Here is a 25,186-nt window from a genome sequence, read left to right as displayed (position 1 = left end):
CGGATTGCTGTGGATAACTTTATTTTAGCGCAACCGTGCATACTACCAGACATCGGCACCTATATCGAAGTCATGCGCGCCCGCATCGCGTCAACTGGCAAGCCAGCGCAAGCCCCACAAGGTGACCATCCCCGTCACGATGACCAGCACCGCGCTGCGACTGCGCAGGAAAACGATGATGCCCACCATGGCGGCCACCAGTCTATAGTCGAAAGCCGGCCCGGTATCGGCCCTCCAGGGCAGCAAATCCGGTACCAGAATGGCCGTCAATGCGGCGGCAGGCGCATAGCGCAGGGCGCGCCGGACGCCATCGGGCAAGGGAATGTAATCGCCAAACAGCATGAAACCCGCCCGGGTCAACACGCTGCAAAACGTCAGCAACAGAATGGCGGAATAAACGTAAATCTCGGACGGCCAGAAGGTCATGCTCGCCCTTTTTGGAGGAAACGCTCAGCCAGCATACCGGCCACAATCCCACAGATCACCGCTGCAGCCAGCCCCAGACGCAGAGGGAACAACTGCCCCACCCAGGCCACCAACCCCGCCGCCAGCATCGAGATCAGCATCGGCTTGGAATTGGCCAAAGGGATCGTAATGGCCAGCAGCGCCAATACCGCCGCGAAATCCAGCGACCAGTTTGAGGGCACCATACCGCCCAGATAGATGCCGACGATGGAAGATGATTGCCACACGATCCAGCCCGGCGCAATCGTGCCGAGGAAAAACCAGAGCTGTTCGCGTGTGCCGCGCTCGGCAGCGTCGCCATAACGAGGCATGAACAGCACGAACCCCATATCGGTCGTGAAATATCCCAGCCCCAGGCGCCGGGGCCAGGACAAATGACGGAAATACGGATGCAAGGCGGCGCCGAAAATAATAAAGCGCAAATTCACCACGCAGCCTGCCATGAAAATCAGCCATAGCGGCGCGCCAGCGGCGATCAGCGGCAAAGACGTCAGTTGAGCCGATCCGGCATACAAGAGCAGCGTCATGGCCAGGGCCATGGACTCGGTCAAACCGGATTTGACCATGGCCACGCCAGTCACCATCCCCCATGTTCCCGTGGCGATCAGCGCCGGGACGATGGCACGTATCCCTTGGCGGAACGCCGCAATGCGCTCCTGCCGGATCTGTTGAAGATCGTGGGCAGAATCAACAGGCACGGCGTGCCCCCTGGCGGATGGAACTGAACGGCATGGAACTCATCAAAGACAAACTCACGCACGCCAGCCTGTGCGGCGCGGCACCAAGTTGCAGGCAGCAACAAGCTTGGCACTGAAACGCGGCATTGTACCTCTGCCGCTTGATACAATAGGCGCCACTTGAAAGGGGAACACCATGTCGATGGCAGATCGCGACGGTTTCATCTGGTACGACGGCAAACTTGTCCCGTGGCGCGACGCCGCGACGCAGGTTCTGACGCATTCCCTGTATTCCGGCGGGCGCGATCCCAACCATGCGCACTGGCTGACTCCAGCCTGAAGCCTTACATCTTTAGCATCTCTTTTTTTCAGGAACCATAATGACCGCTGCCGCCCCTGCCGCTGCGCACGCACACGAAACCATCGAAGTCGGAGCCGAGGACCTGCCCGTCTATTGCCCTGGCCCGAAAGCCCCGCTCTGGAGCATGCATCCTCGCGTTTTCCTCGATGTGACGCACACAGGCTCGGCTCGCTGTGCCTACTGTGGCGCCGAGTACCGGCTCAAGCCCGGCACGGTCGTCCACGGTCACTGAACCCCTACTGCCCTCACCTGCCAGCCCAACACCGCCCCCATGTTCGCCACGCCAGAAGAAGCCGAACAAGCGTTTTACGAAGCGCTCGAGCAAGCTGATACCGCCCGACTCATGCAAATCTGGGCCGACGACGAAGAAATCATCTGCATTCACCCAGGTGGCTTGCGTGCGGTCGGCCATACGGCTGTGCACGAGTCCTGGCAACAGACATTGGCTGCTGGGCCGTTGCATATCCGGCCGCTGCGGCCGCAGATCATGCAAAGCATGATGTGTTCGATACATACGCTGGTCGAGCAAGTGTCGGTACGCACGCGCGGGGGCACGCAATACGCTCACTGCTACGCCACCAACATCTATCACAAAGGCCCAACCGGTTGGCGCATGGTCGTGCACCATGCCTCGCCGGCGCCCGCCGATGCCGGGGTACTGGATCTGCACGACGTGCCCGACCGACTGCATTAAGGCGGATAGCTCGCGTGTCCATCGCCCGACTCGACACCTCGCCCTGCCCAGTCCCAGCCTGGTTGCCTGATCGTCATAGTCAGACGATCTATGCCGCGCTGCTCGCGCAACACCACAGCATCGCTTTTGTCAGGCAACGCGTGGACACCCCGGACACCGACTTTATCGATATTGATTGGACCGGCCCGGGGCTGTTCCCCCATAAAAGCGCAGATGGCCAAGCCATCGCCAATGCCGCGCCGGTGGTGACCGGCAAGACCGCGGCGGCGCGCTGGATGACGGAGGCGGATTGGCTATCTCTGCCGCAAACTCCCGACACGCCTGCGTTGCTGTTGTTTCATGGCCTGGAGGGCGGCAGCACCAGCCGCTACGCACAATCCATTGCGCATCATTTCCGGGCGCGCGGCTGGATCGTGGCGATTGCGCATTTTCGGGGTTGCTCTGGCACACCGAATCGATTGGCGCGCGCTTATTATTCCGGGGATTCCGCCGAAGTCGGTTTCATGCTGGATACGGTTCGGGCACGCATTCCGCATGCGCGCTGGCATGCGGTCGGGGTATCACTGGGGGGCAATGCCCTCTTGAAATTTCTCGGCGAGCAGCAGGAACAGATGTCCTGGCTCGCTGCGTGTGCAGGCGTCTCGGTCCCGCTGGATCTGGTCGCGGGCGGCACCGCCTTGTCCCGCGGCGTGTTCAACCGCCGGGTCTACAGTGCCTATTTTCTCAAGACCATGAAACATAAGGTCCTGGAAAAGGCCAGGCGTTTTCCCGGCGCCATCGACGTCATGCGTATTGCGCATGCGCGCGATTTGCGCGATTTCGATGATGCGTACACGGCGCCGATGCACGGATTTCGCAACGCCCTGGATTATTGGACGCGCGCCTCCAGCAAGCCCTGGCTGGCCAGCATTGCCGTTCCCACATTAGTGCTGAACGCGCGCAATGATCCTTTCTTGCCGGAAAGCGCGCTGCCCATGCCGCGCGAGTGCTCGAATCAGGTGTTGCTGCACCAACCCGCCGAAGGCGGCCATGCCGGCTTTCCGACGGGCGCATTTCCGGCGCACCTGGGGTGGTTGCCACAACGGCTGGGACGTTTTTTCGAAACGGGGCAGTGAATCTGCCAGAGGAATCGAATCTCCTGCGGGATCGATTCCTCTGTGGATTGCCGCATTCTCACTGCGCGATCAACTCTTGAATCGCTCCAGCAGATCGCGCTCTTCGGCCAATCTGTCTTTGACCTCCCGGATCTGCACATCGATTTGCGATTGCTCGTAAAAATCCTTGGACATGCCACGTGCTTGCTGCAGCTGAGATTCTGCCGAGGCATAGGCCCCTGTCAACACATAGTACCGAGCCATATCGCGGCGCGCCTGCACGGGTTGGCCGTTGCGCTCCTCGCTGTTTGCCAACATCTGATACAGGCCAGGCTCGTCATCACCCCATTGATTGATGCGTTGACGCAAATACGCCTGCGCATCGGCATGACGGCCTACGCCCTGCAGGGCCTGGGCGTAGGCGATGCCTAGCGCACGCTGCTGCGGCCAGCGCTTGACGGCCGCAGATGCCAACTGCAAAGCTTGCGCATTGTCTTTGCGGGCCGCGGCAAGGTCGATGCCGAGTCGTGCCAACTGCGGGGCGCTCCGCCCACCGGCCTCGGCCTGATTGAGAAAATTCTGGGCATCGTCCAGGTTATTGCGCTGAAACGCCTGCAAGGCCAGACCATAATTTGCCGCCGACTGCCGTACGCCGGTCAATCTGGCGGCCTCATCCTGCAATACTTGATTCGCCGTACGCAAACTGACGGCATCGCGCCCCTGGATCACCCGCATTTTTGCCCGGATGTACCAGTAATCGTCACTATCTGCGTAATTTTCGGACGGCAAGCTGCGAGCCCGGTTCTGTACGTCAGACATCCGCTCGATCGACAAGGGGTGAGTACTGGCCCAGGCGCCACCGCCCGTCCCTTCATTCAAACGCGATGCGCCCATCAGGCGCGAAAACATGCGCACCATGCCCTGGGGGTCATAACCTGCCTTGGTCAGCATGACAAATCCAGCCCGGTCTGCTTCGCGCTCGGCATCGCGCGAAAAACCCAGCTGTTGATTGATCGCGGCAGCCTGCCCGAAGGCGGCCACACCCATGGCCAGATTGCCGCCTCCGCCGGCCAGGGCGGCCAGCAATGCTGCAGCCAGACTGGCCATCATGACGACACCGCTCTGGCTTTGCTGCGTCATGCCGCGCGCAATATGGCGCTGCACCACGTGTCCGATTTCGTGGGCCAACACCGACGCCAGTTCGGCCTCGCTGGTAGACTCGACAATCAACCCGCTGTTGACGCCGATGAACCCGCCTGGCATGGCAAAGGCGTTGATCTGGGGGTCTCGCACGCCGAACATTTCGACGTCAGGCACCGCTCCAGGGGCAAAGGACGCCAGCTTGCGCCCCATGGTCGTCAGGTATTGAGTGACTTCGGGATCGTTGATGTAGGTAGGGTCGCGCCTGCCCTGCGCCATGATCGCCTCGCCGAGTTGGCGCTCCAGCGCGGGCGACAAGTCTGCCGACGAAGCCGCGCCCATGGACGGCAGGCCCACAGGCTGAGCGCTGGCAGGCGCAAAAGGCATGACCAAGCTCAAACTGAGGGCGCCGGCCAGGCAGCGCTTCACCATTGATGTCGAAATTATCGAATAACTGCGGTTCATGGCAATATGATAGCGATCGCCAGCAAAAGTTTTGGCAGATCGTTCAATTTTCTATTGAGGTTCTCTCTCATGCGCCCGATTCGCAAGGCCGTATTCCCCGTTGCGGGAATGGGTACGCGTTTTCTGCCGGCCACCAAGGCAATGCCCAAAGAAATGTTGCCTGTCGTCGACAAACCATTAATTCAGTACGCCGTCGAAGAAGCATTGGCCGCCGGAATCACCGACTTGATTTTCGTTACGGGCCGCAATAAACGCGCGATCGAAGACCATTTCGATTCGGCCCCGGAACTCGAGGCCGAGTTGGCGCGCAAGGGTAAAGACGAGTTGCTGGACATGGTGCGAAGTATTTTGCCAGCCCACATCAATTGCCTCTACATCCGGCAATCGGCGCCGCTGGGGCTGGGCCATGCGGTGCTTACGGCCGCACCGGCGGTGGGCAACGAGCCTTTTGCAGTACTACTGGCCGACGACCTGATCGATGCGGAGACGCCTGTTTTGAAGCAGCTCATCGACACGGCCTATGCCCAGAATGCCAGCGTGGTGGCCGTGCAGGATGTCCCTCGCGCAGACACCGGCAAATATGGCATCGTGGGGACCCGCGCGCTAGATCACCGTACGGCCCGGATTACGCGCATAGTCGAGAAACCCACTCCGGAGGAAGCGCCATCAACGCTTGCCGTGGTGGGGCGTTATGTGCTTGAAGCGGAAATCTTCGCTCATCTCAGAGCGACGCAGGCCGGCGCGAATAATGAAATCCAGCTGACAGATGGCATTGCGTCGATGCTGGGTGAGTGTTCGGTCTGGGCGCATCGGTACGAAGGGCAGCGGTATGACTGCGGAAACAAGGAGGGAATGTTTCAGGCGACCGTGGCGTTGGGACGGAAGTATCACGGGCTGACTGATACATAGCGGCGCACAGGGGAATGAGCCCCTTGGCATGAATCAAGGGGTGATGACCGATTTGTCCGGCTGGACTTGTGCGGATTGGCGTTGCCGGGCGCGAGCTTGGCGGTCTTCGGGGCGAAGGCGGCCTTTGCCAGAGAGGCGCATCAAGGTGCCTAGCGCGACCATCAGGCCAAAGACCTCCACCAGGGCAGCGGGTATCCACATGGTCAGGCCGCCGATAGTTTGGTCGGTTTGGGCGGACATGGCGATGGCGCGGCCACAGAGTTCGAACAAGGGGTAGATGTCGGACTCGGTGAAGGCAATGACAGCGCCGGCGACCATTTGGGGGGCCATGGTCAGGACGGGGGAAATCACGCGGCCGCCAGGGCTCATGGCGGCGGGCGGGCTGGGGCGGCGATCCAGGATCAGGTTCCAATACATGAACCCGCTGATGACGACGGACCAATTCATCAGACGGTATAAACGCCAATCCAGCATGGAATAAAACTGGACGGACGGGATCAGCCAGATCAGGACGAGAAAGACAAAGAGCGCCGGAACGAAGTACTTGTTGGTCAATACGGCGACGATGAGACGGCCGCTGGCCGTGCGCAGGAAACCGCGCAAGCGTACTCGCCAAGCCAGAGGTAAGCCCGCCCGCATGACGGAACCAGGGAAGGCGGCCATCACCAGCAGCGGCCCCAGATGATGCAGGACCAGGTGCTGTATACGATGTATGAAGAACATACGCTCGGCGTAGTAGTCGACCCGCGTGTGCAGGGATAGGTAGAGCAACACCATGCCGGCCCAGAATAGAAACTGGCGGGCTTTGGTGACACGATGTACGCGCTGGCCGCGCAAGAACAACACGATGGCGGCCACGAATGCGGCCACCAAGGTGGGGGAAAATTCCCATGGAACGAGCCAGCCTAAACTATCCATGCCAAGATCCGTTGAGCCCGACGATGCGTTCATTGTAAGGGAGACCGTTCTGCGCCTTTGGGATGTACGCGAAAACGATAGCGCCTCCGGTTCAACCCGCTACGGCGACTTGATTTTGCCGATGGTACGAGGCCGTACAAACGGGTTTGCGTGACTACGGCCGCGNGGATTTTGCAGAACTGGGTGAGCTCTGCGGCAAGTTGATGAAGAAACAGGCTGGCTTGAGAAAGGCAGCGCCGTTGCAGCGCTGCCTCGGATGATCACGCCGTCGCGACAGCGGCGACGTTGGTCGGGTTGGCCGATGCGCCAAAATGCACGTGGCGAACGGCAGGGTTGGCCTGCAAGCGGCGAGCCTGCGACATGAGCTCGGCACGGAGCTCGGGGGGACAATTAACGGTAATGCACGCAGACGCGTAGTCGGCGTCGCGGCTGGAGTCGATTTGGAATTGGGCAACGTCGAGCCCGGCCGCACCAAAGTCCAGACAGACTTGCTTGCGTACGGCACCCAAGGCATCGCGCGGACACACGATGGTCAATCGCGACGTACCGTGACGGCGATGGAGCGAGCTGGCGCGGTCCACACCAGCGCGGCGCATGAACAGATCAAATAAACGCATGGCAGCCTCCCGATAAAGCTCGGAGCGTTCAAACGAATACGCACGCGCCTATCCAGCGGCCATACGCTAGACGCACAAACGAGGCGCGGCTACGCAGGCTGCGATAAGACAGCGGCGGTTCTGGCGGTTTGGTGGGGATGTGACAACCAAGAACTGGTTGTCATAACCGCACCCTGCACTGGCAGGATGCGGCAGAAGGAGATTCTGCGGAGATCCTGTCAGGCAGCGACGTCGATGCAAGATCGACTACTGTCGCCGGAATCGGTATTCACAGAACAACTCCGAATGATGTAAACAGGTTGATTTTACGCGAACTTCGACTCGATAACAAGGGTTTTCCCGAAATTGTGTCAACGGCTCGCTTTCAAGCCATGCCGGTCTTTCCGGCGCAGGCCGATTTTCGGGTTCCCAAAATCAAGCCCAAAAATGCCAGGCCAGATACAGCACAAACACCCCATACAAGCCGCCTACGCCAGCCAGGCCGGTAACGCTCATGCTGGCGCGGCGAAAACGTATCCACAGTATCGAAATGGAAGCCAAGGTCAGCAGGCCTGCCATCAATAATGGGGCATCAAGCAACCACGGCGTCATGGCGATACCCAAGGCGCTGGGAATGGTGGCCTGGATCATCATGGCGCCCGAGATGTTGGCCAAAGCGAGGCGTTCTTTGCCCTGGCGTACCCAGATCAAGGCGTTCATGATCTCGGGCAACTCGGTCGCCACAGGCGCCAGCAGCAATGCGGCCAGATGCGCAGAGGCGCCAAATGCGATGCCCAACAACTCAATCTGATTCACAAACACGTGGGACGCACCCGCAATCACGGCAAGTGCCAGGACGGTTTGCACACAGGCCCAAGCCATGGAGGGGTTCTGGTCGCTGGGCCGCAGTTTCAACGGCTCGAGATCCTCGCAGTCCAGACAGGCCTCGTCGTTGGACAACTCGCGTTTGACATAAAGCGCATATACCCCGACAAACAGCAGGGCTAGCCAGGGTTTCCAGGCAAACACGAGGAGCCCCAATCCGACCTTGAAGACAAACACGCCCATGAACCACGCCTGGTCGCGTGCCAGCCTGGGTTGATCGGCGTTGATGCAGTCAGTGCGCCGTGCTCGCCACAGGGTCAGGCCAACCACAGCATACGCCAGGGTGGCCAACACCAGCGGCCCGCCCATGGCGGCGCCGACGCCTATGTCTTTTTGCTCTGGAGAGGAGCCGAACACCACGGCCATGAACGTGACGGCGCTTTCGGGCAAAGCGGTGCCGAACGCAGCGAGCACGGTGCCGGTCGCAGTCGCGCCCAGGTTCAGTCTATGACCTACCCACTCGATACCGTTGACGAAATACTCGCAGGCAAAATAGATAACCAGCGCAGAGAGGAAAAACAGCAACAGGGTGAGAAACATGATGCACAGCCGGACGAGCAGATACCAATGGCGCGACAATGCGGCTCGCCCGGCAAGGTGAACGCACTGCGGCCAAAGGTCTCGCCTGGCTGATCCGGCCGCGCGCAAGGCCGCAGCTCGGGAGCCGTCAGCGCCATGGGGGTCAAGACCACCAAGTCTGTTGACGCTGACTCCTTTGGGGATCAAAGGATGGCTACTCCCCAATGACAGTGGGCAGGATTGTAGCAGCCGCTCCAACGATGCACGTTGCACAAGGATGACAGGGAACGGGATATTTGCTGACGCCGTGCCGCCCTCGCCGTGGTGTTCATGAGCCCTGCCTGAACGCGCGGTGCCGATAAGCCGCTGCTGCCTTGGCGGTATGCGGCGCAGACAGAAAATCAGACGCCGATTGAGACATTTCTGCCCTGCCTGGACGCGATGGGTCGCGGTAAAGTGAGTGGGTTTTCATTATTGATGGCCTCGCCGACTTTGCCATGAGCCTGCCCTGCACTGATATCGCTCCATTCGTAGAACGCCGTCGACGCTTGTTGGCCCATATGCGGGCGGCAGGCGGCGGGATCGCGGTGCTGTCCACAGCCCCTCATGCGCAGCGTAACCACGACGCTGAATATCCGTATCGGCATGACAGCGATTTTTATTATCTGACGGGCTTCATAGAGCCCGAGGCATGGCTGGTGCTGGTCGCTGGCATCACAGATCGTGCCATTCTGTTTTGCCGGGCAAAACATCCAGAGCAAGAAATCTGGGAAGGGTACCGCTGCGGCCCGGATGCCGCCGTGACGCGCTATGGATTCGACGAGGCCTATGCCACAGATGAACTGGATACGTTGTTGCCCGCGTTGTTATCGGATCAACCCACGCTGTACCGCTCCTTTGCGGCGGCCGGATCGGTCGAGCGCAAGCTGCGGCACTGGCTGCTCCAAGCCGAACAGCAGGGGCGCGGCCGGCGTCTGGCGCCTGGCCGCATCCAGGACCTGCGACCCATACTGGCCGATATGCGCGTGATCAAGGACGCGAGCGAAATCGCCGCCATGCGCCAGGCGGCGCGTATTTCGGCGGGCGCCCATACGCGCGCCATGCGGGCCGCCCGGCCCGGTATGCACGAATACCAATTGGAAGCCGAGCTGTTGTACGAGTTTCGGCGTCATGGAGCCCAGTCGCCCGCCTATCCCAGCATCGTGGCTGCGGGCGCCAATGCGTGTGTGTTGCACTACGCTGCGGGCGATACCGTACTGCGTGATGGCGACCTGGTATTGATAGACGCTGGCTGTGAATATGACAGCTATGCGTCGGACATTACCCGCACATTCCCCGCCAACGGACGATTTACGGGCCCCCAACGCACGCTCTATGACTTGACGGCCGCTGCACAGCAGGCCGCTGTGCAGGCGACGGCGCCAGGGCGCAGTTGGAACGATGCTCATGAGGCCGCGGTGCGTGTGCTGGCCCAAGGCATGCTGGACGAGGGGCTGCTGCACGGCTCTCTGGATGGCGTATTGGAATCGACCGCCTATACGCGTTTTTACATGCACCGCACCGGCCATTGGCTGGGGCTGGACGTGCATGATGTGGGCGACTATAGACAGGGTTCAGTCTCGGAGCAGGATCGCCCCTGGCGGTCGCTGGCGGCCGGCATGGTGCTCACGATCGAACCGGGCATTTATGTGCGCGAGGCAGCGGACGTGCCCGAGGCATTCTGGAATATCGGTATCCGCATCGAAGACGACGCGCTGGTCACTGCAGAGGGCTGTGAGCTGATCACGCGAGGTGTGCCGGTCGACGCCAGAGAGATCGAGGCGCTGATGCGGGAATAATCCAAACGGCTACAGCACGTATCCGTCCAGCCATCCCATCGCCGTCCAGGTGTACACCACCACCATGGCGATGGCGAACATGCCTACGATGGCGCCTATCAGCGTCCCGACAATCGCCACTAACACCGGCCCCAGCCCTGTATGGGTCACCCGTCCCTGACCAGGGTGATACAGGCGATCGAATTTCTCGTCCGGCATGAGGCTGAATACCACCCCCTCGATGAAACCGTCGATCATCGGGATGAACAACAGGAAAAACACGGGATTGTCATACCACACTGGAAACTGTGCCGCCGCCACCAGGCAAACAACGGCAGCCAACGTCACCAGCCAGGCATAACGCCGCCTCAGGTACCACCAATGCGCTCCGAAACCACCCAGAAAACAGGCGAGCAGCCCCAGCACGACTTTGTTGCGAGGACGAGGCATTGCTGCGGGCGCGGAGAATGGGACGGATGTCATGGTGAGATTGTAAAGGTGGACGGTAAAATTCGACGATGACTCAGTCTGCTTACGATATCGCGATTTTGGGCGCCGGCCCGGTTGGCCATGTGCTGGCACTCTTGTTAGCACGGCATACCGCGCAACCGCAACGCATTGCCTTGCTGGCGGGATCGGCAGCGCCGGCCGCACAAGCGCCGTCCCCCGCGACGGATCCCCGTGTGCTGGCGATGAACCACGGCAGCCGGGTCTTGTTGGAATCTTTGCAGGCCTGGCCTGGCCGGGCGGCAGATATCCGCCATGTTCACGTCTCCCAGCGCGGACGGCTGGGCAGCACGGTTATTCATTCTGATAATTTTCAGGTGCCGCGCCTGGGCAGCGTCGTGTCGTATGCCGAATTGCACGCCACCCTGCAAAACTGCGTCAAGGCGAGCGGCGTAACGGTGCTGCATGGCCCCCCTGCCCATGTCCACCGCCAGGATAATCAGAGAATTCAGGTTCGACAGGGCGACACTGAGCTGCTGTGCAGCGTCGCCGTGCTATCCGACGGCAGCAGCGGCGCCGATGTACGGCGTGAATATAGCCAGCATGCCATTGTCACGAGCGCTCAGGCGACGCTGCCTCGGCCTGCTTGGGCGTGGGAACGCTTCACGCGCGAAGGGCCGTTGGCCTTGCTCCCTCACCCTCTCAATGCGCAGGCCTATTCGGTCGTCTGGTGCAGCGCCCCCGAGCGTGCTGCCGAACTGGTGCGACTGGATGATGCGGCGTTCTCGGCTGCCTTGAGTACGGCATTCGGGACTCGGTTAGGCCGCCTGTCCAGCGATGCTCCACGTCATGTATTCCCCTTGGCGCTCAATGCCCGGCGCACGCTGGTCCAAGGCCGCGTCGTCGCGATAGGCAATGCGGCCCAGACGTTGCACCCGGTGGCAGGCCAGGGGCTGAATCTCGGGTTGCGCGACGCCGCGCGCCTGGCGCAGGTGCTGTCCGGTTGGCTGAGTTCTCCCGCGGGGGATCCGGCCGCCAAGCTGGCGGAATTCGCCAGTTCACGCCTTGCCGACCGTTGGATTACGGCCGGATTGACCGATTTGATGCCGCGCGCCTTTGCGACGGGGCTCGCGCCTGTCGAGCACGCCTGCGGGGCGGGTTTGTTGGCATTGGATCTGGCTGCCCCCCTGCGAGCCCCCTTGGCACGTCATTTATTACAGGGTCTGCGTTCCTAGCCCATGGAATACGACCCTCATTGCCTTCGATCCTCGTGACAGAGATGCCCGATACGGACTGACGTCCGCGGTAAATCGGCGTGCCCGGAACCGGAGGATTACCGACGAATTGTAGGAGCAGCCTGTTTCGTGCCAAAAGACGCCCTCCCGGTCGGTTAAAATGTGCGCATGCGTATCGGCCCGTGGACCCTTTCCAATAATGTTCTGGTCGCCCCCATGGCGGGGGTGACGGATCGTCCTTTCCGTCAATTGTGTAAACGGCTGGGCGCAGGCTACGCGGTGTCGGAGATGGCCGCGAGCAATCCGCGCCTGTGGGACAGCGTCAAGACGTCCCGCCGTTTGAATCACGACGGTGAAATCGCCCCGGTGGCAGTCCAGATCGCGGGGGCGGACCCCGCCATGATGGCCGAAGCGGCCGCATTCAATGCCGAACGCGGCGCGCGCATCATCGATATCAATATGGGTTGCCCGGCCAAGAAAGTGTGTAGCCTGGCCTCGGGCTCGGCTCTGCTGCGCGACGAAGACCTGGTATCCCGCATACTGGATGCGGTGGTAGAGGCATGCGCACCATTGGGCGTGCCCGTCACGCTGAAAACCCGCACCGGATGGGATCGCGAGCATCGCAATGCATTGCACGTGGCGCGACGCGCCCAGGATGCCGGCATAGCCGCCCTGGCGCTGCATGGCCGCACGCGCGCCGATCTCTATACCGGCGAGGCCGAGTACGACACGATACGCGCCGTCAAGGCCGAACTGTCCATTCCCGTCGTCGCCAATGGCGACATCGATTCCCCGGAAAAAGCACGCTATGTGCTGGATTACACAGGCGCCGATGCCGTCATGATCGGCCGGGCTGCCCAAGGCCGGCCGTGGATTTTCCGCGAGATTGACCACTATCTGCGCACCGGCGAGACCCTGGCGCCGCCGTCTTACGAAGAAATGCGCGACCTGCTGCTCGAGCATCTGGATGATCATTACCGTTTTTACGGTGAACATACCGGTGTCCGGTCGGCACGCAAACACATCGGCTGGTACGTAGAGGGCCTGCCCGGCGCAGACCTGTTTTGCGACCGCATGAACCAGATCGACAACACGCACGAGCAATGGCGGGCGGTGTCGGACTGGTTCGACGAACTCACTCGCGGCGACCCGGCACCACCGGTTTTCGCCGCGCAACCGCTGCTGGCGGCGTGATCCGCCTCCCACCTCCAACTATAAAATCTGTACAAATGAGTAAGAATGATGTCCTGGAAGACTGCGTGCGCGCCAGCCTGGCGCGCTATTTCGAAGACCTGGGTGACTCCGAGCCCCACGACATGTGGGACATGGTGATGCGTTGCGTCGAACGCCCGGTGCTCGAAGTCGCGCTGGAACGTTCCGGCGGCAACCAATCCCGCGCCTCCGAAATACTGGGCATCACGCGCAATACCCTGCGCAAAAAACTCCAGGCACACAACATCCAGCCGTAAGCCTTTCGCGCGCTGCGCCTCTGAACGCTTTTTTTCTATCCCCCCAACCCAACCATGAAAATCGAAACTGCCCTGCTCTCGGTGTCCGATAAGACCGGCATCGTCGAATTCGCCCGCGCACTGGCTGCGCGCGGCGTACGCCTGCTATCTACCGGGGGCACGGCCCGCCTGCTGGCCGATTCCGGCCTGACCGTCACGGAGGTCGCAACGCACACCGGCTCGCCCGAAATTCTCGATGGCCGGGTCAAGACGCTGCATCCCAAGATCCATGGCGGCCTGCTGGCTCGCCGTGACAGCGCGGAGCATCTGGACACCATCGCCCAGCACGGCATCGATCGCATCGACATGTTGGTCGTCAATCTGTATCCGTTCCGTGAAACCATTGCCAAGCCGGACTGCAGTTTTGCCGATGCGGTAGAAAACATCGATATCGGCGGCCCGGCCATGCTGCGCGCAGCCGCCAAGAACCACGGCACCGAAGCCGGCGGCGTCACGGTCGTGATCGATCCGACCGATTACTCGCGCGTGTTGCACGAAATCGACCAGACAGGCAGCACCTCGTATGCATTGCGCCTGGAGCTGGCCGCCAAGACCTACGCGCACACCGCCTCCTACGATGGCGCGATTGCCGCCTATTTGACCAGCCTGGCCGAGCCTGCGCCCGCCCAGGACGCTGTTCCGGCTCGGCAGGACTGGCCGCGTACGCTGACGCTGCAGGTGCAGCAGGCCCAAGCCCTGCGCTATGGCGAGAACCCCCACCAAAAGGCCGCGTTCTATGTCGATTCGACACGCGCAGCCGGCCTGCTGGGCAACTATCGCCAGTTGCAGGGCAAAGAACTGTCGTACAACAACATCGCCGATGCCGACGCTGCATGGGAGTGTGTGCGCAGCTTTGACACGCCGGCCTGCGTCATCGTCAAGCACGCCAACCCCTGCGGCGTCGCGGTCGCGCAAGACCCGTTGCATGCCTATCAGCAAGCCTTCAAGACGGACCCGACCTCGGCGTTTGGCGGCATCATCGCCTTTAACCGTCCGGTCGATGCCGCGACGGCCGAAGCCGTCAGCAGCCAATTCCTGGAAGTTCTGCTGGCCCCTGCCTATGACGGCGCTGCGCTGGCAGTCCTGGCCGCCAAGAAAAACGTCCGCGTCCTCGAAATCCCCGCCGGCACAGGCCAGAACGATTTCGATATCAAGCGCGTGGGCGGTGGCTGGTTGGTGCAAACGCCCGACGCCTACCAGGTGCCGAGCGACGCCCTCAAGGTCGTGACCAAGCGCCAACCTACCGAACAGGAAATGAACGACCTGGCATTCGCCTGGAAAGTCGCGAAGTACGTCAAGTCCAACGCCATCGTGTTCGTCGGCGGCGGCATGACCCTGGGCGTAGGCGCGGGCCAGATGAGCCGTATCGATTCGGCTCGCATTGCCTCCATCAAGGCGGAAAACGCGGGCCTGACGCTGCAGGGTTCGGCCGTGGCGTCCGATGCGTTCTTTCCGTTCCGCGATGGGCTGGATGTGGTGGTCGCAGCAGGCGCAACGTGCGTGATCCAGCCCGGTGGCAGCGTCCGTGATGACGAAGTGATCGCCGCTGCCGACGAGCATGGCATTGCCATGGTCCTGACCGGCACGCGTCATTTCCGCCACTGATGCGAGTTCTCGGCATCGACCCTGGATTACGCCGCACCGGTTTCGGTGTGATCGATGCCGAGGGTATGCGGCTGCGCTATGTCGCCAGCGGCACCATCGTGGTACCGCCGGCGTTATCGCTGCCTGAGCGCCTGAAGGTCATCCTGGACAATCTGCGCCAGGTGGCGCGCGACACCCGGCCGGATGTCGCCGCACTGGAAATCGTGTTTCTGAATACCAACCCTGCCTCGACCTTGCTGCTGGGGCAGGCGCGTGGCGCTGCGCTCTGCGCACTGGCGGACAGCGAGTTGGCCGTGCACGAATACACGGCGCTGCAAATCAAAAAGGCCGTGGTAGGCACCGGCCGAGCGGCGAAAGAACAGGTGCAGATGATGGTGCAACGCCTGCTGTCGCTGGACGGCACACCGGCGCCCGACTCGGCAGATGCCTTGGCTTGCGCCATTTGTCACGCTCACGTTGGCCCGCTGCAGGCGCGGCTGGGCAATTTGGCGAATGCCGAGACGCTGGGCCGCAGCAGCGGCCGGGCTCGGGTGCGCGGCGGCCGGTTGGTACGCTAACCGCCGATCGCGGCCAGACCATTTACCGGATCTGACATGCAAGGCTGCGGCAACGATTCAGTTCGCATGCACGATGGCCGCTTGCCATGCCATCCCGCGTAGAATGCCGACAATACGCGGCGTATCACTCACGCCCTTTCTCACCTGTTTGCTGGCATTGTCACCATGATCGGACGCATCACCGGAACCCTGATCGAAAAACTTCCGCCCACGCTGTGCGTGGACGTCAATGGCGTAGGCTATGACATCGAAGTCCCGATGAGCACGCTTTATGGGCTGCCTGAGCTCGGCGCCCGAGTCACCCTCTATACGCACCTGACGGTACGCGAGGATGCGCATATCTTGTATGGCTTTGCTTCGGCCAATGAACGCAGCGCCTTTCGCGAGTTGATCAAGGTCAGCGGCATCGGCGCTCGCACTGCCTTGGCCGTGTTGTCAGGGTTGTCAGTGAGTGATCTGGCCCAAGCCATCACATTGCAGGAACCGGGTAGGCTGACGCGCGTCCCGGGCATCGGCAAGAAAACCGCAGAACGCCTGCTATTGGAAATGCGCGGCAAGCTGGGCGCGGACATCGGCGCGACGGCACACGCCTTGCCTGATACGCAAACGGATATTTTGAACGCGTTGTTGGCGCTGGGATACTCGGATAAAGAGTCTCAAACTGCGCTCAAAACGTTGCCGGAGGGCACAAGCGTGTCGGATGGTATACGCCTGGCCCTGAAGGCATTGGTGCGCTGAACTGACGGCCGCCATCACCCCGCCAGCAAACGGCCATACTGGGCCAGATCGACGTTGCCGCCACTGATGATGACACCGACCCGCTTGCCGGGAACGGGCACGACCTGTTGCAACACCGCGGCGGTCGACAGACACCCTGTGGGTTCGACCACCATTTTCATGCGCTCGGCAAAGAATTTCATCGTGTCGACCAATTGATCATCGGTAACGGTGACGATGTCTTTGACGCCCTGCTGGATGATAGGAAAGGTCAGTTGCCCCAGATGCGTGGTCACGGCGCCGTCAGCCAAGGACTTCGGCGCAGGAATACGCACGATTTCACCTTTGCGCAGCGACTGCTGCCCGTCGTTGCCCGCCTCCGGCTCGACGCCATAGACCTCGCAATCGGGACTAAGGGCATTGGCCGACAGGATCGAGCCCGCCAGCAAGCCGCCGCCACCCAGGCAAACGAACAACACGTCCAGCGGGCCGACATCGTCGAATAATTCTTTGGCGGCCGTGCCCTGGCCGGCAATCACGTCACGATGGTCGTACGGAGGAATCAGCGTTGCACCGGTTTCCTGTTGAATGCGGCGCGCGACGGCCTCGCGGTCATCCTGGTAGCGGTCATACGTCACCACCTGCCCGCCATAGCCCTCGGTGGCGGCACGCTTGGCCGCCGGGGCATCGTGAGGCATGATGATGGTGGCGCGCACGCCAAGTTCTCGCGACGCCAGAGCGATGGCTTGCGCGTGATTGCCTGACGAAAATGTCACCACCCCGGCAGCGCGTTGCTCGGGCGTCAGCTGTGCAATTGCGTTGTAACCGCCGCGGAACTTGAACGCCCCCATGCGCTGAAAATTTTCGCACTTGAAAAACACCTGGGCACCCGTCCGCGCATTGGCTGTGGATGAAACCAGCACAGGCGTGCGATGTGCTGCACCAGCCAGGATTTCGCTGGCGCGGACAACGTCTTCGTAAGTAGGTAATGCAGCGGACATGGGATTCCTGGAAAAGCAAGGTGAGGGAATGTGGAAATGATATCTTTTGTTTGCCGCATCGTCAGCGCCGTTATGTCCGGCAGTCGCCGATACCGCCGCCGATCACCGTCCGCCCTGCTATCGAGTTCGGTCGTAGCGCCCCGCCGCGGGTCTCATTATTGCTGTCCTCGAGCGGCTGCATCGCCCACCGCCGCCGCCCACGTGGTGTACGATGCTCACGTGCCGGCGCCTTTTATTTTTGCCCTGCCTTTTGCATGACCGCCAGCCCTACTCTGAACTATGGCCATCCAGTCTGACTCGCTTTCTTCTTTGCCCGACTCGCCTCGATTGGTCGCACCGCAACCGGTGTCGCCCAACGAGGAATCCATTGAACGCGCCTTGCGGCCCAAGGCGTTGCAAGAGTACGTGGGGCAGCACCGGGCGCGAGAGCAGCTCGAGATCTTCATCGCTGCCGCCCGAAAGCGGGGCGAGGCGCTCGATCACGTCCTGCTGTTCGGACCGCCGGGGTTGGGCAAGACGACGTTGGCTCATATCATTGCCCACGAAATGGGTGTGCAATTGCGTCAGACCTCCGGGCCGGTGCTTGAGCGCCCTGGCGATCTGGCCGCGCTGCTGACGAACCTGGAAAAGAACGACGTTCTGTTCATCGACGAGATCCATCGGCTGTCACCCGTAGTCGAAGAAATTCTGTATCCGGCGCTGGAAGACTTTCAGATCGACATTCTGATCGGCGAAGGCCCCGCTGCCCGCAGCGTCAAGCTGGATCTGCAACCGTTTACGCTGGTAGGCGCCACCACACGTGCAGGCATGTTGACCAACCCGCTGCGCGATCGCTTTGGCATTGTCTCGCGTCTGGAGTTCTATAACGCTGATGATCTCGCGCGCATTGTGACGCGCAGCGCAGGCCTGCTCAACGCTGAAATCACACCCGATGGCGCGGCTGAAGTCGCGCGCCGCGCTCGCGGCACGCCTCGTATCGCCAACCGCCTGCTGCGGCGCGTGCGCGACTATGCCGAGGTCAAAGCCCACGGCGTGATTGATACCGATTCAGCTGGCCGTGCACTGGCCATGCTCGAAGTGGATCCGCAGGGCCTGGACCTGATGGACCGCAAGCTGCTGGAGGCCATCATCCACAAATTCGACGGCGGCCCGGTGGGCGTGGACAGCCTGGCAGCAGCCATAGGCGAAGAACGCGACACCATCGAAGACGTCATCGAGCCTTATTTGATTCAACACGGCTATCTGCAACGCACGCCGCGCGGCCGCACCGCCACACTGACAACGTGGCGGCATCTGGGATTGACGCCGCCCTCGGACAATGCCGACCTGTTCAGCAAATAACGCGGGAAATCCGTCCCTGCGGCCCTACTCCACCAGTCGCAGAATATCGTCGCCATAGGCTTCGAGCTTGCGCGCCCCGACGCCACTGATATGCCCCAAGTCCTCCATGGACGCAGGTTTGGCCAGGGCAATTTCGCGTAATGTCGCGTCATGAAAAATCACGTAAGCAGGCACGCCGTGATTTTTCGCAACCTCGCCGCGCCAGTTGCGCAACGCATTGAACAACGGCATGGCGTCCGGCGGCAGATCAATCGCCGGCGCACGCGTGCGTGTGCTCGATTTCGAGCCGCGAGGTTTCTTTTCGGACTCGCGCCGCAGCATCAGCTGGCGCTCGCCCTTGAGAACGGCGCGGCTGTCTTCGGTCAGGGCCAAGGTGCCAAATCCCTCGTTATCGACGGTCAAGAGCCCCTGCGCCAGTAATTGCCGCAAAACGCCACGCCACGCGTTATCCGACAGATCAGCCCCCACGCCAAATACGCTCAGGCTCTCGTGGCCATGCTGCCGAGTCCGGTCGGTGCTCTTGCCACGCAGTATGTCAATGATATGCCCGGCCCCATATCGCTGCCCGCGCTCTTTCCAGAGTCGATAGACGGCAGACAAGACCTTTTGTGCTGCCACGGTGCCGTCCCAGGCCTGAGGCGGCTCTAGACAGACATCGCAATTGCCGCAAGCTGTAATCGTCTGTCCGAAATAAGCCAGCAGCCGCACGCGGCGACATTCCACTGTCTCGCACAGACCCAACATGGCGTCGAGCTGCTGTCCGAGACGGCGGCGATAGGCTTCGTCGCCCTGCGACTCGTCGATCATCCGGCGTTGTTGCACCACGTCCTGCAAGCCGTAGGCCAACCACGCACTGGCGGGCAGGCCATCGCGGCCCGCACGGCCGGTTTCCTGGTAATAGCCCTCGACGGATTTCGGCAGGTCAATATGGGCAACGAAGCGGACGTCGGGCTTGTCGATCCCCATGCCAAAGGCGATAGTCGCGACCATCACGATACCGTCTTCACGCAGAAAACGTGACTGGTTTGCAGCCCGCACGGCTGTGTTCAACCCCGCGTGATAGGGCAATGCACTGATGCCGTTCTGACAGAGAAAATCAGCCGTTTCTTCGACGCGTGCGCGCGACAGGCAATACACCACGCCGGAATCACCCTCGTGTTCGGAGCGGATCAGATCCAGCAATTGGCGGCGCACCTCGTTTTTTTCGACGATGCGATAGCGGATATTGGGACGATCAAAACTTGCGACAAAATGCTCGGCCTCGTCCAGTGCCAGGCGCTGCGCAATCTCGACGCGCGTGGCGGCAGTCGCGGTCGCGGTCAAGGCGATGCGCGGCACCTCGGGCCAGCGCTCATGCAGCATCGACAAGCCGAGATATTCCGGCCGGAAATCGTGCCCCCATTGCGATACGCAGTGGGCCTCGTCGATGGCGAATAGCGCAATATGGCCGCGTTCGAGCAGTTGCAGACAACGGTCCGTCAGCAATCGCTCGGGCGCGACGTACAACAGATCAAGCTCGCCATTGATAAAGGCCTGCTCGACCTCGCGTGCCACCCGCCAGTCCTGCGTGGAATTCAGAAATGCGGCCCGTACCCCCAGCTCGGTCAGGGCGTCGACCTGATCCTGCATCAACGCAATCAGGGGAGACACCACGACGCCGGTCCCCTGGCGCACCAGCGCCGGGACCTGATAGCACAGCGACTTGCCACCGCCAGTAGGCATCAATACGAGGGCATCGCCCCCTGCGATCACGTGATCGACAATGGCCTGCTGGTCGCCGCGGAAGGATTCGTAACCGAAAACGCGCTGCAGGACGTCCTGGGCGCGGGGGTCAGACATGGGGAGTAGCGGAAAACGTCATGGCGGCGATTTTAAGCCTCATTGCCTCGGCTGGGGGGCCAGGCGCACAAATTGATCACTACCAGGGGACCCACCGGCCTCGCATGAAGGCATCGACCGGCATGGTGATGCCGGCGCGCATCTCGTAATCGCCAGTCACCACGTCGCGATCGGCCCCGACCGCCAGCCGGACGCTGGGAGCGACCAACATGCTGTGCTCCAACCCAAAGCGCTGCTCGACTGCCACGCCGCTTTCGCGCGTGCCGGTGTAACTGCCCGTCAAGGTCCCCCACCCTCGCAAAGGCACACCCGCCGCCAAGGTATTGCGCATGGTGGGCGCCCCCACCGCACCGCTGCGGTAATCCGACAAATCGCCGAACCCGGCACCAATCTGTTCATTCGTCACGGCCAGGCTGACCGACTCGGCCAGATTCACGTTGTAGCCAAAGCGATATCGCCACGCATTGACGTGATCGAAACTGCTTTGTGTGGCCCCCATTTGAAACGTACCGAGATCGCCAGCGGCATAAGTCGTCCCCAGTCCATGGGTCGACATGTCGGGAGCGCTCTGCATCTGGCTTTCCAGCGTCAGCCTGGGCGTCAGTCCGTACCGCAATGAACCGCTACCCGCGGTCACGCCATAATCAATGGCGCCGGCCGAAACCGTCGTATCCGTGTAGTTCAATCGGCCCACTGCAGAGGAGTAGGCGAAGGCCCCCTCCGATAGGGTCGCCCCGCCAGTCCAACTAGAGGACACCTGCAAACCGCCGATGGGGACCGCACTGCCCCAAATGGGGGCATTTGCCGTCAAGTTGCCCATCGAAACGGTCGGTCCGACGGTATCGCGATAGGTCCAATTTCCGCCGCCATAAGAAAACCCCTGCTGCGACCCCACAGCCGAAAACCAGGGGCGCGTGGAGGGATGACCGGTCGTCACGACCACCACAGGATCCTGTAGCGAGGGATCTACGGTTTCCAGGCCGAAGGAGTACTCCTGTTGAGGCGTGGGGGCAATGTCAGGAAACAGATTGGCGCACTCGACGGGCAAGGCAGCGGGTTGATCCGCGGGTGCTGCGGTCGCGGCCGATGCATCGCCGGAATTGCCGGGCGCAGGATCAGAGGACGAAGCGTCGGGGGTGGTTTGTGACGCCGCTGCGGGTGGATTCTCGTGCAACGATGCATCTTTCAACCCCTCTACCGGCTGCATCTGGCACGGCGAGGGATCGAGCGGCAACTCCTGAAACGGCACGTTCGCGACCGGCGTGACAGGCAAGGACTGAGTAGGCGACAAGACCCGGATCCCCTCGCGCGCCGCTCGCTGGATCGCGTCATAATTGTCCGGCGACGAGGCATCAAACTGCGCGACGAACCGCGCCGTGGCAGCCTGGTTCGCTGGCGATGTTGTCGCGACCGCCGGTGCGTGCCCGGCCAATGTGGCCCCCGATATATCCAAAGTCCCCGCGATGACCGGCGCGCCTGCCATCGCAAGCGCTGCCGCCATGGCAATACGGCTACCCCAGCCCGGTTGCTCCACGCTCTTTGCTGCCAGCAACACCTCTGCCGCCCGCCTGTGCATTCGCACATGCGAGGCCAAAACACGAGACCACGCCAACACCTGCAAACGAAACATCACAACAATAACCCCACGCTGCGCCTACGGCTTGCTGTCCACCGCGCTGCTCAGATCCCATCAAGAGATACAAAGATCAATCTACATTTTAGTGAAATACCATGCCGTCTTCGTGACCCAGCGCGCAGTCACGGTATATTTCAATCCGTTTCCTCCCTCTTGCTCCCGGCCCGTTCCGCGGCCACTATGGCGACATGGATACACCACATACCAAGCTGCTGGTTGTCGATGACGACCCCGCCTTGCGGCAATTGCTCGCTGATTACCTGAATCGCCACGGGTACGACACCCTGCTGGCGCCTGACGCCAGCGACCTGACCGCGCGCATTGCGCGCTACGCGCCCGACCTCCTGGTGCTGGACCGCATGCTGCCAGGCGGCGACGGCGCGGATGCCTGCCGCCGCCTGAGAGAGCAAGGCGAAGACATTCCAGTCATCTTGCTGACCGCTCGCGACGAAGCCGTGGATCGCATCATCGGCCTGGAGGCCGGTGCCGACGATTATTTAGGCAAGCCCTTTGACCCCCGGGAACTACTGGCTCGCATCGAAGCCGTGTTACGACGCAAACGCGGCCCCTCGGCGTTGACCAAAGACGCGGCGGTTACGTTTGGTCCTTTTACGTTCGATCCCACCATGCGCCAGTTGTTGCGCGACGGTGAGGCCGTGAAACTGACTGGCGGAGAAATCAACCTGCTGGAAGCCCTCGTGCGCAATGCAGGCAAACCACTGTCACGCGAGCGTCTGTTGGCACTGGCACGTGACGACGACGGCGGCGAACGCAACGACCGCGCCATCGACATTGCCATCCTGCGGCTGCGGCGCGCCATCGAGGACGACCCCAAACAACCTCGCTGGATCCAGACCGTCTGGGGCATCGGCTATCGGTTTTCGCCTTAGACGGCTCGCCTACGCATGCGTCGTCTGACTCGATTCTTATTACCGCGCTCGCTGCGCACGCGCCTGATTCTGCTCGTGCTCGGCGCAGTACTGCTGGCCCAGGCGGCCACCCTGACCACGGTCTCCTACTATCGCCAGAAATTTCTCGAAGACGTCGCCATCGGCTACATCGCCACGACCATTCGCACGCTACGCGCGTCTCTGTCTCAAATCCCGGCCGAGGACCGTGCCGAATTCGTACGCAATGCCTCGCAGAACCAGTGGCGGCTCTGGTCGCGCACACTGCCCGCCGAGGCCCAATTGCAGCGCCCTCACCGCCGTTACCCGCCGCCACCGCCGCCGCGGGCCAACAACGGCGATAACGATCTTCGTACACCAGGCAACCCTGCGAATCCTGGCCGCCCCGCCATGGAGGGCGACGGCGGCGCCCAAAGCCGTGACACAGCGCGTCCGCGCCCTCCTCCCCCGCAGGACGACCTGAGGCGCGACCTGCGTGGCCCCATCCGCGAGCTCAATGACCGGCTCAACGATGGCACCCGCGTCGCGCTGTCACACGGCCCGGAACCCGAAATTTACATATCCCTGGCTCGCAATGCGGACACCGAAGACGCGCCCCGCCTGCGCGAATGGCTGGTCATCCCGCTCGAGCGCCTGGATCCCTCCGTCTCGACCCCGATGGTTGCCGTATGGTTAGGCGGATTGGGTCTGGTCCTGTTGCTGGCAGCAGGCTTTTCGTGGCACATCACCCGCCCGCTGACCCGCCTGGCCGAGGCCGCCGACCATCTGGCGGCCGGGCAACCCCAGCGCGTCGAGCCCTCGGGCCCACGGGAAACCCGCGCCCTCGGCGAACGTTTCAACGCCATGCTGGACGCCTTGGCCGAGTCCGATTCGGTGAGGCGCACCCTGCTCTCCGGCCTGCCGCACGACTTGAAAGGTCCCTTGTCGCGCATGTGGCTGCGCATCGAAATGGCCGATGATCCCGCCCTGAAAGAAGGCCTGCGTAAAGATCTGCAAGACATGCAGCACATGGTGGACCAATTTATCGGCTTTGTCCGCGGCACAGACCCTGCCGCCTACCGCTACGCCCCGCTATCCTTGCCCGAATGGCTGGCCGATCGCGTAGGCGGCTGGACCAGCACCGGCACCGCCATCACGCTGGACACCACGGAAGACGCCATGACCGTCCAAGGCGACGCCGTCGCGCTGGGCCGCCTGCTGGACAACCTCATCGGCAATGCGCTGCACCACGGTGAACCGCCCATCGACATCACCCTGCGACGGGATGGCCAATTCGCCATCCTCGACGTCGCGGATCACGGCGCTGGCATCGCCCCAGAGCGCCGTACAGAGGCCTTACGCCCCTTCGCCCGCCTAGACGATGCCCGTACCCGCACGGGCAACGTCGGCCTGGGCTTGGCGCTGGCCGATGCTATTGCCCGGGCGCATGGTGGGACACTGGCTCTGCTGCAAGCCCAGAGCGGGGGGCTGTTGGTGCGAATCAGTTTGCCATTGACGGCGTAGGTTTTTGGGGTTGTGGTTTTGTCGTGCTATTGACTGGTTTTGCGTTGCGTTGCTTGCTGGTCTTGGGTGTCTCTGGAAAGACGTTCCTGCCGGGTGCCCAATGGCTATGCCGGCCCTATCGCAACGGCGCATGCCAAGGCTGCCAACCCCAAGCCTCCGGCATACCACGCCCAAACGTTATTTTTGGCCGCGCCCGTAGGCGGCCAAAAATAACAACCCTGCAAGATATTCTTCCTTGCCAAAGCCCGTCCCCACGAAGCCTAAGCAAGACAGCCGTCCCAGCGATGCGGAAAGCTTGAGACATCGCGAGTCGAGCAGGGGCAATCACGGTGTGGGGGCGCCTCGTGGT

24 protein-coding genes, 1 pseudogene and 1 riboswitch are annotated in these 25,186 nt (G+C 61.8%); of the genes and pseudogenes, 15 read left to right on the top strand and 10 right to left on the bottom strand.

Annotated features, from left to right (window positions below; genetic code table 11):
- Window positions 1–90 precede the first annotated feature (90 nt).
- Together ACNA0I_RS08925 and ACNA0I_RS08920 are read right to left on the bottom strand one after the other, a co-directional pair.
- On the bottom strand, window positions 91–426 hold the full coding sequence (locus ACNA0I_RS08925; RefSeq protein WP_415805722.1) for an AzlD domain-containing protein: 336 nt from the start codon (window positions 424–426) through the stop codon (window positions 91–93).
- The gene (locus tag ACNA0I_RS08920; protein WP_415805803.1) at window positions 423–1,094 is read right to left on the bottom strand and encodes an AzlC family ABC transporter permease; all 672 of its coding nucleotides are present in this window, start codon (window positions 1,092–1,094) and stop codon (window positions 423–425) included. The genes ACNA0I_RS08925 and ACNA0I_RS08920 overlap by 4 nt, the downstream gene beginning before the upstream one ends.
- Window positions 1,095–1,338: 244 nt before the next feature.
- Here ACNA0I_RS08920 and ACNA0I_RS08915 point away from each other — a divergent pair.
- The 4 genes and pseudogenes from ACNA0I_RS08915 to ACNA0I_RS08900 form a co-directional block, all read left to right on the top strand.
- A pseudogene (locus ACNA0I_RS08915) lies at window positions 1,339–1,440 on the top strand (branched chain amino acid aminotransferase); the annotation flags it as partial.
- A gap of 82 nt (window positions 1,441–1,522) precedes the next feature.
- Window positions 1,523–1,735 (top strand): zinc-finger domain-containing protein, encoded by a 213-nt coding sequence (locus ACNA0I_RS08910; protein ID WP_094820005.1) that lies wholly within the window; start codon window positions 1,523–1,525, stop codon window positions 1,733–1,735.
- A gap of 39 nt (window positions 1,736–1,774) precedes the next feature.
- The gene (locus tag ACNA0I_RS08905; RefSeq protein WP_094820004.1) at window positions 1,775–2,197 is read left to right on the top strand and encodes a YybH family protein; all 423 of its coding nucleotides are present in this window, start codon (window positions 1,775–1,777) and stop codon (window positions 2,195–2,197) included.
- A 14-nt stretch (window positions 2,198–2,211) separates the two neighbouring features.
- On the top strand, window positions 2,212–3,312 hold the full coding sequence (locus ACNA0I_RS08900) for a YheT family hydrolase (RefSeq protein ID WP_415805721.1): 1,101 nt from the start codon (window positions 2,212–2,214) through the stop codon (window positions 3,310–3,312).
- A gap of 69 nt (window positions 3,313–3,381) precedes the next feature.
- On the opposite strand, the gene ACNA0I_RS08895 is transcribed toward ACNA0I_RS08900, so the two are convergent.
- Window positions 3,382–4,896 (bottom strand): M48 family metalloprotease, encoded by a 1,515-nt coding sequence (locus tag ACNA0I_RS08895; protein ID WP_415805720.1) that lies wholly within the window; start codon window positions 4,894–4,896, stop codon window positions 3,382–3,384.
- Window positions 4,897–4,965: 69 nt separating this feature from the next.
- Here ACNA0I_RS08895 and galU point away from each other — a divergent pair, with 69 nt between their 5' ends.
- Entirely contained in the window at window positions 4,966–5,805 is an 840-nt protein-coding gene (gene galU, locus ACNA0I_RS08890; RefSeq protein WP_415805719.1) for a UTP--glucose-1-phosphate uridylyltransferase GalU, read from the top strand.
- A gap of 33 nt (window positions 5,806–5,838) precedes the next feature.
- Here galU and ACNA0I_RS08885 read toward each other — a convergent pair whose 3' ends face one another.
- The 3 genes from ACNA0I_RS08885 to ACNA0I_RS08875 form a co-directional block, all read right to left on the bottom strand.
- Window positions 5,839–6,723: a cytochrome c oxidase assembly protein gene (locus tag ACNA0I_RS08885; RefSeq protein WP_415805718.1), complete on the bottom strand. Its 885-nt coding sequence runs from the start codon at window positions 6,721–6,723 to the stop codon at window positions 5,839–5,841.
- 260 nt (window positions 6,724–6,983) lie between these two features.
- Window positions 6,984–7,340: a hypothetical protein gene (locus tag ACNA0I_RS08880; RefSeq protein ID WP_415805717.1), complete on the bottom strand. Its 357-nt coding sequence runs from the start codon at window positions 7,338–7,340 to the stop codon at window positions 6,984–6,986.
- A 414-nt stretch (window positions 7,341–7,754) separates the two neighbouring features.
- Window positions 7,755–8,744 (bottom strand): sodium:calcium antiporter, encoded by a 990-nt coding sequence (locus tag ACNA0I_RS08875; protein WP_415805716.1) that lies wholly within the window; start codon window positions 8,742–8,744, stop codon window positions 7,755–7,757.
- A 42-nt stretch (window positions 8,745–8,786) separates the two neighbouring features.
- A riboswitch (yybP-ykoY riboswitch) is annotated at window positions 8,787–8,958 on the bottom strand.
- 262 nt (window positions 8,959–9,220) lie between these two features.
- On the opposite strand from ACNA0I_RS08875, the gene ACNA0I_RS08870 reads away from it, so the two are divergent.
- The gene (locus ACNA0I_RS08870; RefSeq protein ID WP_415805715.1) at window positions 9,221–10,561 is read left to right on the top strand and encodes an aminopeptidase P N-terminal domain-containing protein; all 1,341 of its coding nucleotides are present in this window, start codon (window positions 9,221–9,223) and stop codon (window positions 10,559–10,561) included.
- A gap of 9 nt (window positions 10,562–10,570) precedes the next feature.
- Here ACNA0I_RS08870 and ACNA0I_RS08865 read toward each other — a convergent pair whose 3' ends face one another.
- A complete protein-coding gene (locus ACNA0I_RS08865; RefSeq protein WP_415805714.1) occupies window positions 10,571–11,023 on the bottom strand; it encodes an NINE protein in 453 nt (150 codons plus the stop codon).
- Window positions 11,024–11,058: 35 nt separating this feature from the next.
- Between ACNA0I_RS08865 and ACNA0I_RS08860 the strand changes: the two genes are divergently transcribed.
- The 6 genes from ACNA0I_RS08860 to ruvA all read left to right on the top strand — a co-directional run bounded on the left by ACNA0I_RS08860 (window position 11,059) and on the right by ruvA (window position 16,630).
- The gene (locus ACNA0I_RS08860) at window positions 11,059–12,222 is read left to right on the top strand and encodes a UbiH/UbiF/VisC/COQ6 family ubiquinone biosynthesis hydroxylase (protein WP_415805713.1); all 1,164 of its coding nucleotides are present in this window, start codon (window positions 11,059–11,061) and stop codon (window positions 12,220–12,222) included.
- Window positions 12,223–12,390: 168 nt separating this feature from the next.
- The gene (gene dusB / locus ACNA0I_RS08855) at window positions 12,391–13,416 is read left to right on the top strand and encodes a tRNA dihydrouridine synthase DusB (protein WP_415805712.1); all 1,026 of its coding nucleotides are present in this window, start codon (window positions 12,391–12,393) and stop codon (window positions 13,414–13,416) included.
- 35 nt (window positions 13,417–13,451) lie between these two features.
- Entirely contained in the window at window positions 13,452–13,691 is a 240-nt protein-coding gene (locus ACNA0I_RS08850; protein ID WP_094819995.1) for a helix-turn-helix domain-containing protein, read from the top strand.
- A gap of 54 nt (window positions 13,692–13,745) precedes the next feature.
- Window positions 13,746–15,335, top strand: a complete 1,590-nt coding sequence (gene purH, locus ACNA0I_RS08845) for a bifunctional phosphoribosylaminoimidazolecarboxamide formyltransferase/IMP cyclohydrolase (protein WP_415805711.1) — start codon at window positions 13,746–13,748, stop codon at window positions 15,333–15,335.
- Window positions 15,335–15,892, top strand: a complete 558-nt coding sequence (gene ruvC, locus ACNA0I_RS08840; RefSeq protein ID WP_415805710.1) for a crossover junction endodeoxyribonuclease RuvC — start codon at window positions 15,335–15,337, stop codon at window positions 15,890–15,892. Before purH ends, ruvC begins: the two co-directional genes overlap by 1 nt.
- Window positions 15,893–16,057: 165 nt before the next feature.
- Entirely contained in the window at window positions 16,058–16,630 is a 573-nt protein-coding gene (ruvA, locus tag ACNA0I_RS08835; RefSeq protein WP_415805709.1) for a Holliday junction branch migration protein RuvA, read from the top strand.
- 14 nt (window positions 16,631–16,644) lie between these two features.
- On the opposite strand, the gene ACNA0I_RS08830 is transcribed toward ruvA, so the two are convergent.
- Entirely contained in the window at window positions 16,645–17,610 is a 966-nt protein-coding gene (locus ACNA0I_RS08830) for a threo-3-hydroxy-L-aspartate ammonia-lyase (protein WP_415805708.1), read from the bottom strand.
- Between the two features lie 279 nt (window positions 17,611–17,889).
- Here ACNA0I_RS08830 and ruvB point away from each other — a divergent pair, with 279 nt between their 5' ends.
- Window positions 17,890–18,951 (top strand): Holliday junction branch migration DNA helicase RuvB, encoded by a 1,062-nt coding sequence (gene ruvB / locus ACNA0I_RS08825; RefSeq protein WP_415805707.1) that lies wholly within the window; start codon window positions 17,890–17,892, stop codon window positions 18,949–18,951.
- A gap of 24 nt (window positions 18,952–18,975) precedes the next feature.
- Here ruvB and recQ read toward each other — a convergent pair whose 3' ends face one another.
- Together recQ and ACNA0I_RS08815 are read right to left on the bottom strand one after the other, a co-directional pair.
- The gene (gene recQ / locus ACNA0I_RS08820) at window positions 18,976–20,790 is read right to left on the bottom strand and encodes a DNA helicase RecQ (protein ID WP_415805706.1); all 1,815 of its coding nucleotides are present in this window, start codon (window positions 20,788–20,790) and stop codon (window positions 18,976–18,978) included.
- A 79-nt stretch (window positions 20,791–20,869) separates the two neighbouring features.
- Window positions 20,870–22,420 (bottom strand): fimbrial protein, encoded by a 1,551-nt coding sequence (locus ACNA0I_RS08815; protein ID WP_415805802.1) that lies wholly within the window; start codon window positions 22,418–22,420, stop codon window positions 20,870–20,872.
- 194 nt (window positions 22,421–22,614) lie between these two features.
- On the opposite strand from ACNA0I_RS08815, the gene ACNA0I_RS08810 reads away from it, so the two are divergent.
- Window positions 22,615–23,316 (top strand): response regulator, encoded by a 702-nt coding sequence (locus tag ACNA0I_RS08810; RefSeq protein WP_094819988.1) that lies wholly within the window; start codon window positions 22,615–22,617, stop codon window positions 23,314–23,316.
- 15 nt (window positions 23,317–23,331) lie between these two features.
- The gene (gene risK, locus ACNA0I_RS08805; protein ID WP_415805705.1) at window positions 23,332–24,837 is read left to right on the top strand and encodes a sensor histidine kinase RisK; all 1,506 of its coding nucleotides are present in this window, start codon (window positions 23,332–23,334) and stop codon (window positions 24,835–24,837) included.
- Window positions 24,838–25,186: the final 349 nt, after the last annotated feature.

Origin of the sequence: Bordetella muralis (assembly GCF_965139205.1) — a bacterium.
Classification (GTDB): Bacteria; Pseudomonadota; Gammaproteobacteria; order Burkholderiales; family Burkholderiaceae_B; genus Bordetella_A; species Bordetella_A muralis.
Note: the sequence above shows the minus strand (reverse complement) of the source record. Positions and strands in the feature narration are given on the sequence as shown.

Coding starts and splice junctions, on each gene's coding strand:
- ACNA0I_RS08925 (WP_415805722.1), bottom strand. CDS start 426: ATGACCTTCTGGCCGTCCGAGATTTACGTTTATTCCGCCATTCTGTTG.
- ACNA0I_RS08910 (WP_094820005.1), top strand. CDS start 1,523: ATGACCGCTGCCGCCCCTGCCGCTGCGCACGCACACGAAACCATCGAA.
- ACNA0I_RS08905 (WP_094820004.1), top strand. CDS start 1,775: ATGTTCGCCACGCCAGAAGAAGCCGAACAAGCGTTTTACGAAGCGCTC.
- ACNA0I_RS08895 (WP_415805720.1), bottom strand. CDS start 4,896: ATGAACCGCAGTTATTCGATAATTTCGACATCAATGGTGAAGCGCTGC.
- galU (WP_415805719.1), top strand. CDS start 4,966: ATGCGCCCGATTCGCAAGGCCGTATTCCCCGTTGCGGGAATGGGTACG.
- ACNA0I_RS08885 (WP_415805718.1), bottom strand. CDS start 6,723: ATGGATAGTTTAGGCTGGCTCGTTCCATGGGAATTTTCCCCCACCTTG.
- ACNA0I_RS08880 (WP_415805717.1), bottom strand. CDS start 7,340: ATGCGTTTATTTGATCTGTTCATGCGCCGCGCTGGTGTGGACCGCGCC.
- ACNA0I_RS08875 (WP_415805716.1), bottom strand. CDS start 8,744: ATGTTTCTCACCCTGTTGCTGTTTTTCCTCTCTGCGCTGGTTATCTAT.
- ACNA0I_RS08870 (WP_415805715.1), top strand. CDS start 9,221: ATGAGCCTGCCCTGCACTGATATCGCTCCATTCGTAGAACGCCGTCGA.
- ACNA0I_RS08865 (WP_415805714.1), bottom strand. CDS start 11,023: ATGACATCCGTCCCATTCTCCGCGCCCGCAGCAATGCCTCGTCCTCGC.
- ACNA0I_RS08860 (WP_415805713.1), top strand. CDS start 11,059: ATGACTCAGTCTGCTTACGATATCGCGATTTTGGGCGCCGGCCCGGTT.
- dusB (WP_415805712.1), top strand. CDS start 12,391: ATGCGTATCGGCCCGTGGACCCTTTCCAATAATGTTCTGGTCGCCCCC.
- ACNA0I_RS08850 (WP_094819995.1), top strand. CDS start 13,452: ATGAGTAAGAATGATGTCCTGGAAGACTGCGTGCGCGCCAGCCTGGCG.
- purH (WP_415805711.1), top strand. CDS start 13,746: ATGAAAATCGAAACTGCCCTGCTCTCGGTGTCCGATAAGACCGGCATC.
- ruvC (WP_415805710.1), top strand. CDS start 15,335: ATGCGAGTTCTCGGCATCGACCCTGGATTACGCCGCACCGGTTTCGGT.
- ruvA (WP_415805709.1), top strand. CDS start 16,058: ATGATCGGACGCATCACCGGAACCCTGATCGAAAAACTTCCGCCCACG.
- ACNA0I_RS08830 (WP_415805708.1), bottom strand. CDS start 17,610: ATGTCCGCTGCATTACCTACTTACGAAGACGTTGTCCGCGCCAGCGAA.
- ruvB (WP_415805707.1), top strand. CDS start 17,890: ATGGCCATCCAGTCTGACTCGCTTTCTTCTTTGCCCGACTCGCCTCGA.
- recQ (WP_415805706.1), bottom strand. CDS start 20,790: ATGTCTGACCCCCGCGCCCAGGACGTCCTGCAGCGCGTTTTCGGTTAC.
- ACNA0I_RS08815 (WP_415805802.1), bottom strand. CDS start 22,420: ATGTTTCGTTTGCAGGTGTTGGCGTGGTCTCGTGTTTTGGCCTCGCAT.
- ACNA0I_RS08810 (WP_094819988.1), top strand. CDS start 22,615: ATGGATACACCACATACCAAGCTGCTGGTTGTCGATGACGACCCCGCC.
- risK (WP_415805705.1), top strand. CDS start 23,332: ATGCGTCGTCTGACTCGATTCTTATTACCGCGCTCGCTGCGCACGCGC.